12 protein-coding genes are annotated in these 12,902 nt (G+C 40.2%); 4 read left to right on the top strand and 8 right to left on the bottom strand.

Annotated elements, in window-relative coordinates:
• Positions 1-142: 142 nt before the first annotated feature.
• From PU629_RS09540 to PU629_RS09530, 3 genes are all read right to left on the bottom strand, one after another.
• Positions 143-1,192 (bottom strand): hypothetical protein, encoded by a 1,050-nt coding sequence (locus tag PU629_RS09540; RefSeq protein ID WP_275284036.1) that lies wholly within the window; start codon positions 1,190-1,192, stop codon positions 143-145.
• A 461-nt stretch (positions 1,193-1,653) separates the two neighbouring features.
• On the bottom strand, positions 1,654-3,042 hold the full coding sequence (gene rlmD / locus PU629_RS09535) for a 23S rRNA (uracil(1939)-C(5))-methyltransferase RlmD (protein ID WP_275284035.1): 1,389 nt from the start codon (positions 3,040-3,042) through the stop codon (positions 1,654-1,656).
• A gap of 354 nt (positions 3,043-3,396) precedes the next feature.
• A complete protein-coding gene (locus tag PU629_RS09530; protein WP_275284034.1) occupies positions 3,397-4,008 on the bottom strand; it encodes a TetR/AcrR family transcriptional regulator in 612 nt (203 codons plus the stop codon).
• Positions 4,009-4,202: 194 nt separating this feature from the next.
• Here PU629_RS09530 and PU629_RS09525 point away from each other — a divergent pair, with 194 nt between their 5' ends.
• Both PU629_RS09525 and PU629_RS09520 read left to right on the top strand, forming a co-directional pair.
• Positions 4,203-4,934, top strand: a complete 732-nt coding sequence (locus PU629_RS09525; protein WP_275284033.1) for an ABC transporter ATP-binding protein — start codon at positions 4,203-4,205, stop codon at positions 4,932-4,934.
• Positions 4,931-5,959 (top strand): ABC transporter permease, encoded by a 1,029-nt coding sequence (locus PU629_RS09520; RefSeq protein WP_275284032.1) that lies wholly within the window; start codon positions 4,931-4,933, stop codon positions 5,957-5,959. Before PU629_RS09525 ends, PU629_RS09520 begins: the two co-directional genes overlap by 4 nt.
• A gap of 153 nt (positions 5,960-6,112) precedes the next feature.
• On the opposite strand, the gene PU629_RS09515 is transcribed toward PU629_RS09520, so the two are convergent.
• Complete coding sequence (locus PU629_RS09515; protein WP_275284031.1) at positions 6,113-6,961, bottom strand: ornithine carbamoyltransferase; 849 nt, start codon at positions 6,959-6,961, stop codon at positions 6,113-6,115.
• 63 nt (positions 6,962-7,024) lie between these two features.
• Entirely contained in the window at positions 7,025-7,339 is a 315-nt protein-coding gene (locus PU629_RS09510; RefSeq protein WP_275284030.1) for a hypothetical protein, read from the bottom strand.
• 794 nt (positions 7,340-8,133) lie between these two features.
• On the opposite strand from PU629_RS09510, the gene PU629_RS09505 reads away from it, so the two are divergent.
• Entirely contained in the window at positions 8,134-8,649 is a 516-nt protein-coding gene (locus PU629_RS09505) for a GNAT family N-acetyltransferase (RefSeq protein WP_275284029.1), read from the top strand.
• Between the two features lie 73 nt (positions 8,650-8,722).
• Here PU629_RS09505 and PU629_RS09500 read toward each other — a convergent pair whose 3' ends face one another.
• Complete coding sequence (locus PU629_RS09500; RefSeq protein ID WP_275284028.1) at positions 8,723-9,139, bottom strand: DUF1259 domain-containing protein; 417 nt, start codon at positions 9,137-9,139, stop codon at positions 8,723-8,725.
• 355 nt (positions 9,140-9,494) lie between these two features.
• On the opposite strand from PU629_RS09500, the gene PU629_RS09495 reads away from it, so the two are divergent.
• Positions 9,495-10,739 (top strand): MDR family MFS transporter, encoded by a 1,245-nt coding sequence (locus tag PU629_RS09495; protein WP_275284027.1) that lies wholly within the window; start codon positions 9,495-9,497, stop codon positions 10,737-10,739.
• Positions 10,740-11,744: 1,005 nt separating this feature from the next.
• Here PU629_RS09495 and PU629_RS09490 read toward each other — a convergent pair.
• Positions 11,745-12,182: a DUF5392 family protein gene (locus tag PU629_RS09490; protein ID WP_275284026.1), complete on the bottom strand. Its 438-nt coding sequence runs from the start codon at positions 12,180-12,182 to the stop codon at positions 11,745-11,747.
• 93 nt (positions 12,183-12,275) lie between these two features.
• Positions 12,276-12,887: a TetR/AcrR family transcriptional regulator gene (locus PU629_RS09485; protein WP_275284025.1), complete on the bottom strand. Its 612-nt coding sequence runs from the start codon at positions 12,885-12,887 to the stop codon at positions 12,276-12,278.
• Between the last annotated feature and the right edge of the window lie 15 nt (positions 12,888-12,902).

Here is a 12,902-nt window from a genome sequence, read left to right as displayed (position 1 = left end):
ACTGTGGGGACCTTGGATTTATTGTCTTGGCAAGATTAATTAGTTCTATAACCTTTGCTTGATTTCCTTCAGATAGATATTCGCTGGCTTCCTCAATAAGTATGGTGCTACTTTCAGGACTCAATGAGTGTAAACGATTAAGCTATACTATTGCTTTCTTCGTGTCACTGTTTTTTAAAGACTTATCGACTTGCTTCCATAGAGAAATAGCGGATGTCATATTATTAAAATATTGATTTTCATAACTATTCAAATTTTGACCTGTTGTTTCTTTAAATGCTTGCTCGAAAGCCACTGTTTTTAGTTTAGATAGCAAATCATAGACAGTGTTTTTCCCGTTTCTCACTAAAATGTAAGCGATAAAGTCGCCGCTTTGTTGATAGGGATTATATTGATTATTGCTCGTATAGTTTTTCCAATTCCCTTGTGTCTTCAGTTTTTCAAATGGAACAAGTTGAGTTCCTTCTAAACTATCTGGATCAAAAGCTGTTCCATCGCACCGATCTTCTGTATATCTCGCAAGACCTTCCTTAAACCACACTGGGATTTTTGAAAGGGGTATGTTTTGTTCTTTTAGAAATTGTTGCAAAAGATAATGGTTATATTCGTGAGCACTGACACTTTCTATTTGGCTGTTAAATAGTCTGTCATAGTATCCATTTGTTTGATCTGAACCTCTCTGCGCATCAATTAAAATAATATTATTTAAATAATATTCACCTAGAAGACCTTTTTCAAATGTTTCTTTACTTAGGTTTGGATAAAAGACAACCCTAAGATTGCTTAAATTAACACTACCGAAAAATTGTTTATAATCATCTTTTTCAATCAATATTCCCTTATTAAAATCGTTAATGAGGCTATTATCGATTTTCTTTTGAAAATAGAAAGTCGTTTTCCCTTCCTTAATTGACTTAAAATTCAAAAGGTAATAATTAGATGTTAAAAAAGCATTTAATTTTAAAACGAAAAGAAGTGTTACGGGCAAAACAATCAGATAACTGAGTCTTATAATGTGTTTCTTTTTGTGGGTTCGAATTAGTTTTATAATCTGTAAGGTAATTAATACAAGAATTGAAAGCAAAAGAAACAAATATACCCCTGCACTAACATTTATTGGAATAAAATGAATGACATATAACCATATCAAATTAACTAGGAGAAAAATCCAAAAATATTTTATTAATCTCAAAGAATTTAATCCTTCCCCTTAATTTATTTTTACTTAAGTTAACGGATAGCTAATATACTGAACTTTCAATAACTTACCACATTAAGTTTAACATAAAATCCCAAATCTCCAAGAAAAATAAGATAACCCAGTGCCAAGGTTTAATTTTCTATTAGTAAGTCCAAGTCGCTACGCTGTCGTAGCAACAGTTGTGATTATGCTAAACCTGCCAAAATTATTATTAGAAATAACATACAAAACGACATAGAATTTAGCACAGGTACAAAAATTATTGTACTTCTACTAGTTTGTATGCTGGTAAATATGTTAATTGGTGTCAAATGCTAAAATTCCTGATATATCAATAAAAAAGGGGATACCAATTAGTGTACTAATTGTATCCCCAAATGTATTAATAGTTTAAGTTTTTTCTCCCAAAACCTAACCCGTTAAATTAATGAGCTTTCGCCTGTTCTCTTCTATTATTTCTTCAATTCCAACTGCGAGACACACTCCACATGCACGGTATGCGGGAACAGGTCAACTGGCTGGACTTCTTTTAGTTCGTAGCCAAAATCGACGAGTTCTTTGATATCTGTCGCAAAGGTGTCTGGGTTACAGGAGATGTAAACGATGCGTTCGGGCTTGGATCGGCCGATTTTGCGCATGACCTTGCCGCCAGCTCCAGAGCGCGGTGGATCAAGGACAAGCAGATCCGGTGTCCCAAATTTTTCAAGAATATCGTCCAATCCGTGGCGAGCATCTTTTGCTAAGAAATACGTGTTATCAATGCCATTGTCACTGGCGTTGCGCTTAGCCGATTCAATGGAGGATTCGACGATTTCAATCCCGGCCAGCTGCTTCACACGTTTAGCAAACGGCAATGAGAACGTGCCAACGCCACAGAACAAATCAATCATGGTTTCAGTTTCTTTTGGCTGGCCCATTTCCAGGGCAATGTCGACAAGCTTTTGAGCTTGAGTCGGATTCGTTTGAAAGAACGTGTTGAACCAGACGCGGAAACGGAAGCCGTCCATTTCATCGTAAATAAAATCGCGTCCTGCTAACACATGAGTTTTTTCAGATTGGGTCACGTCCGCCCAATCTGTGTTTTCAAGCCACAGCAGGCTTTTCACACTTGGAAATTTTTCCGTGATGCGGGCGACCAGATCCTTCACCACCGCTTCTAAGTCTCCTGATGGCTCCTCCGTCGCAAACAGGCCGAGCATAAGTTCGCCAGTTGCAAAAGATTGGCGTACCATCAAGTGACGAAGCAGTCCTTCGTGCTTGTCCTTGTCGTAGCCGGAGAGCTGGTGGTCCTTCGTCCAAGCGGCAACAACCATGGCGGCCTCAACCATTTCTTTTCCAGCAATTAAGCAGGTTTCAAGCGGGATGATCTTTCTGAAATTTCCTTGCTCATGAAGCCCAAGCGAACCGTCCACCGCAAATGTGAATTCCATTTTATTGCGATAATGCCATGGATTCTCCATGCCAATCGTGTCATTTACAAGTCGCGGATCGAACCCTTGCGACGCAATCGCGTGCTTGACATGATTGGTTTTTTCCTGTAATTGCCCTTCATATTGCCAATGCTGCCAGACGCAGCCTCCGCATGTCTCAAAATGCGGGCAATCGGCGCCCACGCGCTCGGGATGGGCTTCCAAAATTTCCTGAGCACTTGTTCTCCAGCGCTTTTTCGTCGGCTCGTCCACATAAACGCGAACCTTCTCTCCTGGCAGTACTTGGGGAATCGTGAGCTTGAGCTTTTTTGGATTGCCGAGTTCATTCTCACGCCACACAACCGCGCGGCCGGAGCCTCGATCATCTAAATGCTCGATATCGGCAACAAATGTTTCTCCTCTTGTTGTCATAAAATATCCTCCTTCAAACTCCTAAAAAACACTATTAGAAAAGCCTTTTTGGCGGTTCTTATTTTAAAAGTAAAAACTTGCAACTAATATAGTATAAAGGAGAATGCCTTATTTGTGAAATACGTGTTTATTAGGTTCTCGATGGCTAGTTTTGGATTAGACGTTGACTTGCAGGTGATTCAGGTGAGAGTTGTTTGTCCATTAGCTTTTCAGTTTTGCGGAGTCTAGAGTTTAAAGCGAGGAAACCCGTTCATCAAGTCCTCTCTATTTTTGTTAGCCGCCTCAAAATCAGCCAATAGCGTTGAGAATGAAACGCGAGAACCGTCCCTGCGTTTCACGCCCCCACCCCGCGTTTCACTTTTTCAATCCAGCGGCAAATAGGGGACCGTTGATGGTCATGGTGGCGAGGATTCGGGCGATTTCTTGTGGGGTTTCGTTTCGGTCACTGTTCAGCCATTGCTGAATGACACCTAAATGGGCTGATCCGATATAAGATACTAAGTAGTCAGATGGGACAAGGAGATTTTCTTCCTTGAGAAGCGGGTTATTTTTAAAAAGGGATTTCAGCATGAATTCTTTCAATTTTGTTTGGAAGGAGACATCGCCTTTGGGCCCAAGGACGGCCTTCATAAACCCTCTGTTCCGATAGAGATAGTCAAAAAACGGGACAAGAATGGTGAAAATTTTGGGATTCAAAGCTAATGTTCCTGCATCGGCAAGGATAGTCGGTAAGTTCTTGACAATCTTGTCTTCCATTTCATTAATGACCTCTTCCTCACATTTGCTCATTAAGTCATACTTATCCTGATAATGGCTATAAAAGGTTCCCCGGTTAATCTTAGCCCTGGTGGTGATGTCTTTGACAGTGATCGCTTCAAATCCCTTCTCCTCGATTAATTCTACCAATGCATCTCGGATTGCTTCCTTTGTTCGAATGACCCTTAAGTCCATCATTTTATCCCGCACTCTTTTACCTCCCTCAATTTTTTCCCAACACATTCAGAAGAAGTGTTGGATAACCAACACATCCTATATATCTGATTATTGATAAGGGTTTATTCAGTCATTATACTTTTAAGTGTAAATAAAACAACACGTTGTCTATTATTTTAACAAAAAAACGGATTCAGGTAAAAATGATAGTTAGGGAGGGAAACGCGATGGATATTCAAGTCACTCATGTTAGTAAAAGCTTTGATAAAAAAGAGGTCATAAAAGATATCACGTTCACCATTCCGGCTGGGGAGATCTGTTGTTTGCTTGGTCCTTCTGGTTCAGGAAAAACGACGATGATTCGCCTAATGATTGGGGCCATTGCTGCGGATCGTGGAACCATTCAATTTGGAGATGTACAGATGCCTAACATGAATCTGTTAAAAAAAATCGGATTTATGCCGCAGAATGACGCATTGTATGACGATCTTTCCGCTGAAGCTAACTTGCATTTTTTCGGAGGACTCTATCGTTTTAATAAACGGCAATTGGATAAGCGTATTGAAGAAGTCCTTACTTTAGTTGATTTGACCGAGCATCGAAAGAAATTGGTTAAAAATTTTTCTGGCGGTATGAAAAAGCGGCTCTCACTTGCGGCGGCTATCTTGCATCATCCTGAAGTCTTGTTCTTAGATGAACCGACAGTTGGAATCGACCCCGTACTGCGCCGAACCATTTGGGACCAGTTTAAGGAGATTAAAAAATCGGGAACCACCATCATTGTCTCAACGCATGTCATGGATGAAGTCGCGGAGTGCGACAAAGCGGCACTCATCTATAACGGTGCTTTGATTCAATATGACACTTTAACCAATCTTCTCGCAAAAACAGAAAATGGAAGAGTTGAAGAGTTATTCTTCATGGCCTCAAACGAATTAAAAGGCGGTGCGGGCCAATGATGAATTTAGCTAAACGCGTCATCCGCCAAACGATCAATGATAAACGAAGCGTCATGATGATTTTAGTGGCACCGCTCTTGATTTTGACACTGGTTTATTTCCTATTGGGCAATTCAACTTATCTCCCAAAGGTCGGGATTGATAAACAAGCTCTGCCTGCCCCACTTGTAACGGCCTTGAAAGCTCAAGATGTGAAGGTTGTAGATATCTCAGGGGATCAAGCTCAACATGCCAAACACTATTTAAAGAATCATCAAGATGTTGATGCCGTTTTTGCCCTCTCAAATAGTTTAGAAATGGCTATAACGATGTATGAACCTTCGAAAAAAGGATCAAAGGCAGCTTCTGAGATTCAAAAAGCGCTTGCTCACTTAAACCCTTCTGCCAAACTTAAAATGGCTTATGTTTATGGGAATCAAGATGAGTCAACCTTTGATTCTCTTGGCTATGTGTTTCTCGCCCTCTTCTCGTTTTTCTTAGTTTTCATCATTTCAGGGATGGCACTTGTGCGTGAGCGAAGTGGCGGCACATTAGAAAGGCTGTTGATGACACCGATTAAACGCGGTGAGGTTATTCTCGGCTATACAGCAGGCTATGGGGTATTTGCCGTCGTTCAAGCCATTCTTATCGTTCTTTATTCCATTTACGTCTTGAAATTAAGTTCGCTTGGAAACATTGGCTGGACTTTGCTTACCATGGTTTTATTAGCGGTAACTGCCGTATCATTCGGGGCTATGATTTCTGTATTTGCCAGTTCCGAGCTGCAAGTGGTACAAATGATTCCCTTTACTATCATTCCGCAAGTGTTTTTTTCAGGGCTGATTCCATTAGACATGATTCCTTATCATCTTGGTGACTTGTGCTACATCATGCCGATTTATTATGGAGCAGCGGCGATCAAAGGGGTCATGGTCTATGGGGATGGTTTCCTTCAAATCTGGGGCTATCTCCTTGGCTTAGTCGTGTATGCACTCTTGTTATATCTGTTAAACACACAAGCACTGAAAAAATTCAGGAAGCTATAAAGGTTGTCTTCAATAGATCTAAAACAACGAATAGGCTTGCCAACAAGGTTCCCGTTGGCAAGCCTTATTTATGAGAGAGCGCCCTTTTAAGGGGAAAAACGGTGGTAAATTTAAGTTTTTGAAACGGAAGAACCGTCCCCGCGTTTCAGTGCATTATGAAATTCCTAGGCCATACAATAAAATGGCTTGCTGCACGTATAATAAGTTTTTTTTGAATTCATAGCCGACGAAAAATTCTGAGGCGATAGCGTCCGTGCTGACTTCTTCTTCTCGAAAAAAAGGTGGACATGGGTTTAACATGGCGCGAAGGTGGGCCAATTTCATTCGTTCTGTTGTTAGTTGGTATTTTTTTATGTAGTCATTTGTTTTTAGTTCTTTAGGTAAGGCATCGGTTATGACAACGTCACTTACTGACAAAACCGCATCGAGATGGGTATGGAAGGTGTAGTTCCGAGTATCTTTTCCTAACTCATAACCCGGCAAGCAAACTTGATGAAAATCGAGATCCAATACTTCAGCCGCTTGCATCCATGATCTTGAAATATTGCCGGCAGGACCTACAAATGTATAGACCAGTTCTCTATAATCTTCTCGCCGTTCACTTATAGAAAACAAGTCTGATAAAATCTCACATGGATGATGGTCAGAAGTCATCGCATTTATAACCGGTACGGGCGCATACCACGATAATTCCTCCACCTTAGATAAATCCGAATGCCTGACCACAACCCCGTCTGCCCAATTAGAGATATATTGAATCACATCCTCTAATTTTTCTCGTCTATCTAAACTATCAGGAGGAAAAAGGATCGTCTCCCCGCCCAAATCTTTAATCGCTCTTTCGAAGGTTAACCGCGTTCTAATGCTGGATTCAGGAAAGAATAGAACAAAGTACTTCCCGCTTAAGATCTTTCCCGGATCTTGTTTTTTCAGCCGGGCAGCCAAACCAAAAATATCTTGAATTTGCTGGTCAGACAAATCTCTTATAGTTAATAGATGCAACCTAACAACTCCTCTAGCCTTACATAACTAATTAAATCTATAAAACCATTTCCTTTACTAATATTACCTGTGATACAAAAAGACCGCAATAAAACTAATCACTGTATAGGCGAGAGAAAGCACAAAAGGCAAACTAAGCCTAAAAGCCGGTCGGTTTCGATCCACATTTAAACCTGTTTGATTTCGAACCTGGAGATCATAATAATTCACATCAGTATTCTCCCCTTTAGGATAAGTAAGAACACCTGAAAACAAGGAAAAAACGAGACCTACAAAAAAGGATACATCAATAAAACGAAGATAAAACACACTACTTATGATCCCATTCACTAACAGCATCCCCGCAACCATTGAAAGTGAAACAAGAAACCATTTCATAGCTCTCCCCCACCTAATTAATAAAATGGCTTACAACCCCTGCCCAACTCAACTTTTTATTTTTAATTGAATTTTAACACATTTAACCCAAAAACGATGATTAACCTAACGTTAATTAGTGGTGAACACCCTGAATTTTTTAGTGTTTGGAGTTCGCGCGGAAAATATTGGATTAAACATGTCGGACTTTAGAATAGTGCAATATCCCAAAGCATGCGCTCTAACCTCAAAAGTGCGCAATTCCCCAGAAGCTTGGTTACCAAACCTTCGATGTGCGCGATATCACAGAAGGTTTCGCAAAAATCCTAAAAGGTACTCAAAAAATCCTAGAAGCTCTGACATTTTTCCTAGAACGTGGCCGATAAATCAGAGAAGCTCCAGGAACCAAACCTTTGCAGCGCACCCAATCCCAGAAGGTCCAACAAAAATCCTAAAAGGTACTCAAAAAATCTTAGAAGCTCTAGCATTTTTCCTAGAAGGTGGCCGATAAATCAGAGAAGCTCCAGGAACCAAACCTTTGCAGCGCACCCAATCCCAGAAGGTTTCGCAAAAATCCTAAAAGGTACTCAAAAAATCCTAGAAGCTCTGACATTTTTCCTAGAAGGTGGCCGATAAATCCCAGAAGCTCCCCCACCCACCTGACAATATCCAAGAGGATCTTCTTTTTTTTAGGAATTGCACCCATTGTTTATATATAATAGATTTTAGATGCGCTTTTAAAGTGTCCAACAACGGCAATAGAACCATTATTCAATTGCCTTTTTAAAAGATAAATAAATCAAAGGAGCAATCAAATGCTGAGAGATGCCACGGAATCGGATGTACCTGAAATTCTTGAAATCTATAATGATGCCATCATTCATACAACTGCTGTATATACTTATGAACCTGAGACGCTGGAAAATCGATTAGATTGGTTTAGAGATCGACGTGAAAATAGCTATCCAGTCGTGGTACTGGAGGATGGTGGGAAGATTAGAGGATTTGCCACCTATGGAGCATTTCGTCCAAAGCCAGCTTATAAATACTCGATCGAACATTCTGTCTACGTTCATAAAGAGTATCGTGGGAAAGGAGCAGGCAAATTACTGATGCGTGAGGTTATAAAACGCGCTGAGGCTAGTGGATATGCCACATTGATTGCTGCGATTGATGCCACTAATCAAGAAAGCATCGCCTTACATCAAAAACTGGGCTTCTATCATTCAGGAACAATAAGAAGGGCAGGCTTCAAATTCGGAAAATGGCTTGATTTAGCCTATTATCAACTGGATTTGGTTGGTCCAGTTGAACCAATAGAAGGAAAGTAGCTATTGTGGAGACAGACCTCGTCAAGCAATCATTCTTTCAATAGAGGTCTGTTCCCCAAAAACCGTTTTGGAATTAGCTTCCCTTAACAGGCGGACTGCTCAATGTTTCAAAGGCATTTGCCATTTTCTGTGCAAAGTCAAGAGGTGGTTCTACAGATTGAATATGAACATACATGAGATTCGGTTCCGTAAAGATCCAATGATTATGGAGCGCACTGACAATCAGTCCCTGCTCCACCACCGATCTTATAAAATGGGGAATCTCATGTTGTATTACCGTCACCTCCGCTAGGTTAAGAGAGTTACCTTTCTCATCTAAAGCTTCAAAAGAAACACCCACCGGAGTTACAGATTCACTCAGCCTACCTTGTACTTTCACTTGCCAGTTCCGTTTTAAAGTCACTGAACAGCCATGAAGTTGAATGGATGGCTTACCATTAAGAATTTGTGCAAACCTTATACCAAGATCATAGATCGAATGATTGCTCATCCAAACCCTCCTCAAAAACGATTGTCTTTCACTTCCTAATGTGACGCTACAAAAGTCGCAACTAGAGTTGTGGCCGTATCCTTGATGCTAAAGCCTATAGTTTTACTTATATTTTTTTCCGTAATCGCTTTAGCAAAGTTATTTCCTTAAAGCCTTACAAACTTGTCTTCAATAATTTATATGCTAGAGACTAGTCCTTTCATTCTCATTTGCCCCAACAGATACCAGCAATCCGCTAATTTCATCCATTGAAAGAAATATTCGAATAAAACATCAATTCGCCAAATGGTAGACGTTGCTTTTCTTTAAGATTATGATGGTAGAAATCTTTTTTGAAAGGATTGGAGGAATTGGGATGAAACGATTGAAAACCTGGACAAGTCAGTATCATCCGATTGTCTGGACGGTTGTTTGGGGAACTATATTCTCGAGGGTTTCGTTATTCATGACGATGCCGTTTCTCGCACTTTATTTATCAAGAACAACCCATACCAGTCCGCTTTGGATTGGGTTAACGATTGGAATTGGGCCATTGACCAGCACGTTTGTCAGTTTTATTGGCGGTAATTTATCAGACCGCTTTGGGCGACAGAAAATTGTCCTATTCTCTGTTATTGCCTGGGTTATCGTTTACATAGGCTTTTCCTTTGCCACTGCGCTTTGGATGTTTACTTTACTCAACGCTTTGAACGGGATGTGCCGTTCCTTTTTCGAACCAGCTTCACAGGCTTTGCTTGCAGATGTGACGCCAAAAGACAAGCGGCCAAAAGTGTTTGGTCTCCGTTATTGGGCTATTAACATCGGAGCCACCCTTGGGCCACTTCTCGGTGCGTACTTAGGACTGGCCTCAAGTGCGCTCGCCTTTTGGTTGACGGCTGCTGTATACGCCGCTTATGGATTTATTTTAGTATCTGTTATGCATCGCTACCAAAGGGACCTCGTTGAAAAATCTGGAACCAAGCCTTCAAGTCCAGTTACATTTCGTCAAGCGCTTCGTGTCATTCAAGCAGATGTCGCACTCCGCTATTTTATAATAGCAGGGATCATAGAAAATGTGGGTTACTCTCAGATTGAATCGAACCTTCCCCAATACTTAAAAGACACCCAACAGCACGGTGTGACCATTTATTCCGTATTATTAGCTACGAATGCCGTGTTTGTGGTGCTATTCCAAATGCCGATTAGCCATTTGGCTTCAAAACGAACGCCGTTACAAATTATGACCATCGGCAGTCTCATTTTTGCAGTTGGCTATTTGGGAATCGCCCTATCAATCTCTGTGATTCCACTCGTCTTTTCGATGATTGTGCTCACAATTGGTGAAATTTTGGTCTTCCCTACTAATAGTATTCTATTAGATCAATTAGCCCCTGAAGGCATGCGCGGCAGCTACTTTGGTGCCGGCGGACTTCGAAATCTTGGTCATTCCATCGGTCCAGCTGCTGGCGGTTGGATCCTTACTACTTGGGGAGGCAACAACCTCTTTTACATCATTGCGGTCCTGGTAGCTTTAAGCAGTATTCTCCTATTTAGAGGCTCCCAAGCACAAAAGCGTTTAACTAAAGAAGCTGAGAGTAAAGACAACCTAGTAAAATTATAAAGGCAGTCAAGATTTCCTTAACGGGTTTACTTGTGAGATGCAAAACGCTAATTATCACCTTAAATCACCCTACTATTCATAATAAAATCACAGAAAGAAAAGACTAGTAAACGTCAAAACAACCGAATCTTTTGAGATCCGGTTGTTTTATTTTCATAAAAGGCAATCGATTACCTATTTCATTAAATGGCTAGAGCGAACTTTCTAAATAAGCGGAGAAATTCCTCTTATTTAGAAATCGACATTAAAAATAGCTAAAATAGACGGAAAAATTCCGACTATTGACTCGAAAAACATGAAAATGGGTCATTTCTTTTGATTTAAACGGAAAATCTCCGCTTATTTACGACGAACTGAACGCTACTTTGGTTGATAACGGAAAAATCTCCGCTTATTTCAACGATCACAGGTGACTCTAAAATTTCTTGTTCAGTCCGTTTTTTACTTTAAGAACAATTCGATAATCTAACTTTTAATTTAACCTATATATCCAAATGACTTGGTAATCAACCTACCTTTCACTTGCTCAATCACCGGTTAATTCACACACCGCCAATAATTATTTCCACCCATGTAAATTACACTGTGATTTGATAGGTGATTTACGGATGAAATGGTCAATAAACATTGATATTACAATAAAAATCGCACGGTGAATGACTATGTGAACCCGTGCGATTTACCTTGATAGTTAATTGTTTGCACCTCTGACGTGAACCCGTTAAGATTTCCTCGGCAACCTTTTTTCTTATTTAAAGGCTGTTTTCGTAAACTTTGTTGTTTTTTTAGGCTCCAATAAGCTCGCTTTCCGCGGGCAATCCGTGAGCCTCCTCGGCCAAATACGCCTGCGGGGTCTCACCTGGCTTGCTATTCCCGCAGGAGTCTCGCCTATTTCCACCTATTTTTATCAACTAGCAACACTCTTTTAGAAAAGAGCCTATTTAAATTATGTAAATTAAACTATTGTGCCTTTTTAGGGCATTCAAAGCCATCCTTAACACCAAGTCATGATTGATCCTCAAGATCCATAAGCTTTATTTCTTCCTCTAAAAAATCGATAAACACTTCAAATGCTTGCGGGGGGGACTTCCGAATTTTTAGTAAATAACGTTGCTTTTGATCAACTGTGGTGTCTGAACTGGCTGAAATTCTCTCTAAAATGTATGTTAAGCTCTTTTTCCGAACTTCTTTTATAAGAACATTTGACTCTCTTAACATTGCCAATCCAATGGCCCCTAAAATCGCATAAATGATGAGAGCAGTCCTCGTTTGATCTTGTGGTATCAAAACGAGTAACGTAAACAAATTAAAAATTGAAATGGAGAGAAAGGGAATGGACCAAAACCGATAACCCGAAATTCGTTTCAATAAAGGCCCGATCACTTGCCCGAGCTTTTCTAATTCATTCTTAACAATTCTTGGGATTTCAGGTCTCGTTGCCAACCTTCAACCACCTTCCTTCTTATTTACCTTTTAACTCGCAGCCTTTCGTTAGAATACTTCGTTTCTAGTCTCTAATTTTTGCCTGTCTTAGAATCACTTATAAAACCCTCTTTTTAGCAATTCTAATTGCAAGGAAAAGGTTTGGACTGCTTCATGCGTCGGGGTCTCATTTGAATAAACATCGACAAGATTTTGCAGCATCACAGCGACGAGAATTTTTAAACTATGATAAAATTCCCCTTCCCGCTGAAATGACAGGAGCTCAAAATTAACGAGTTCACTTAAATCCACCACGGTGCTTTGGATTTTTTTCTCCAAAATATTCTCCGTTAAAATATGCTCAAGCTTATTGCTCACATTTAGGACTGCATTTCTAAAAAATTGATGATGAGCCGGCTCCTCCAGCTCGATCAAAATCCATTTAAACCAATCCTTAAAGGAATCAAACAACTCGCCATTGTTCATTTTTATGATGGAATAAAAGTGTTCAATATAACGTTTGGCCTCTTCATCCAACAAATAAAAGAACACATCTTCTTTATCTTCAAAGTATTGATAGAAACTGCCGCGCGGAACGCCAGCCTCTTTGACAATATTAGCGATTGACGCTTCGTGTAAAGGGGCCCTGGAAAATTCCTCCTTGGCTGCATTAAGTAAGACCACTTGTTTTTCTTTTGATAGATTAAAAAAGGTTGTTTTGGGCATTCCCATTCTCCTATT

It is taken from the genome of Pullulanibacillus sp. KACC 23026, from assembly GCF_029094525.1.
Taxonomy (GTDB): Bacteria; Bacillota; Bacilli; order Bacillales; family Sporolactobacillaceae; genus KACC-23026.
Note: the sequence above shows the minus strand (reverse complement) of the source record. Positions and strands in the feature narration are given on the sequence as shown.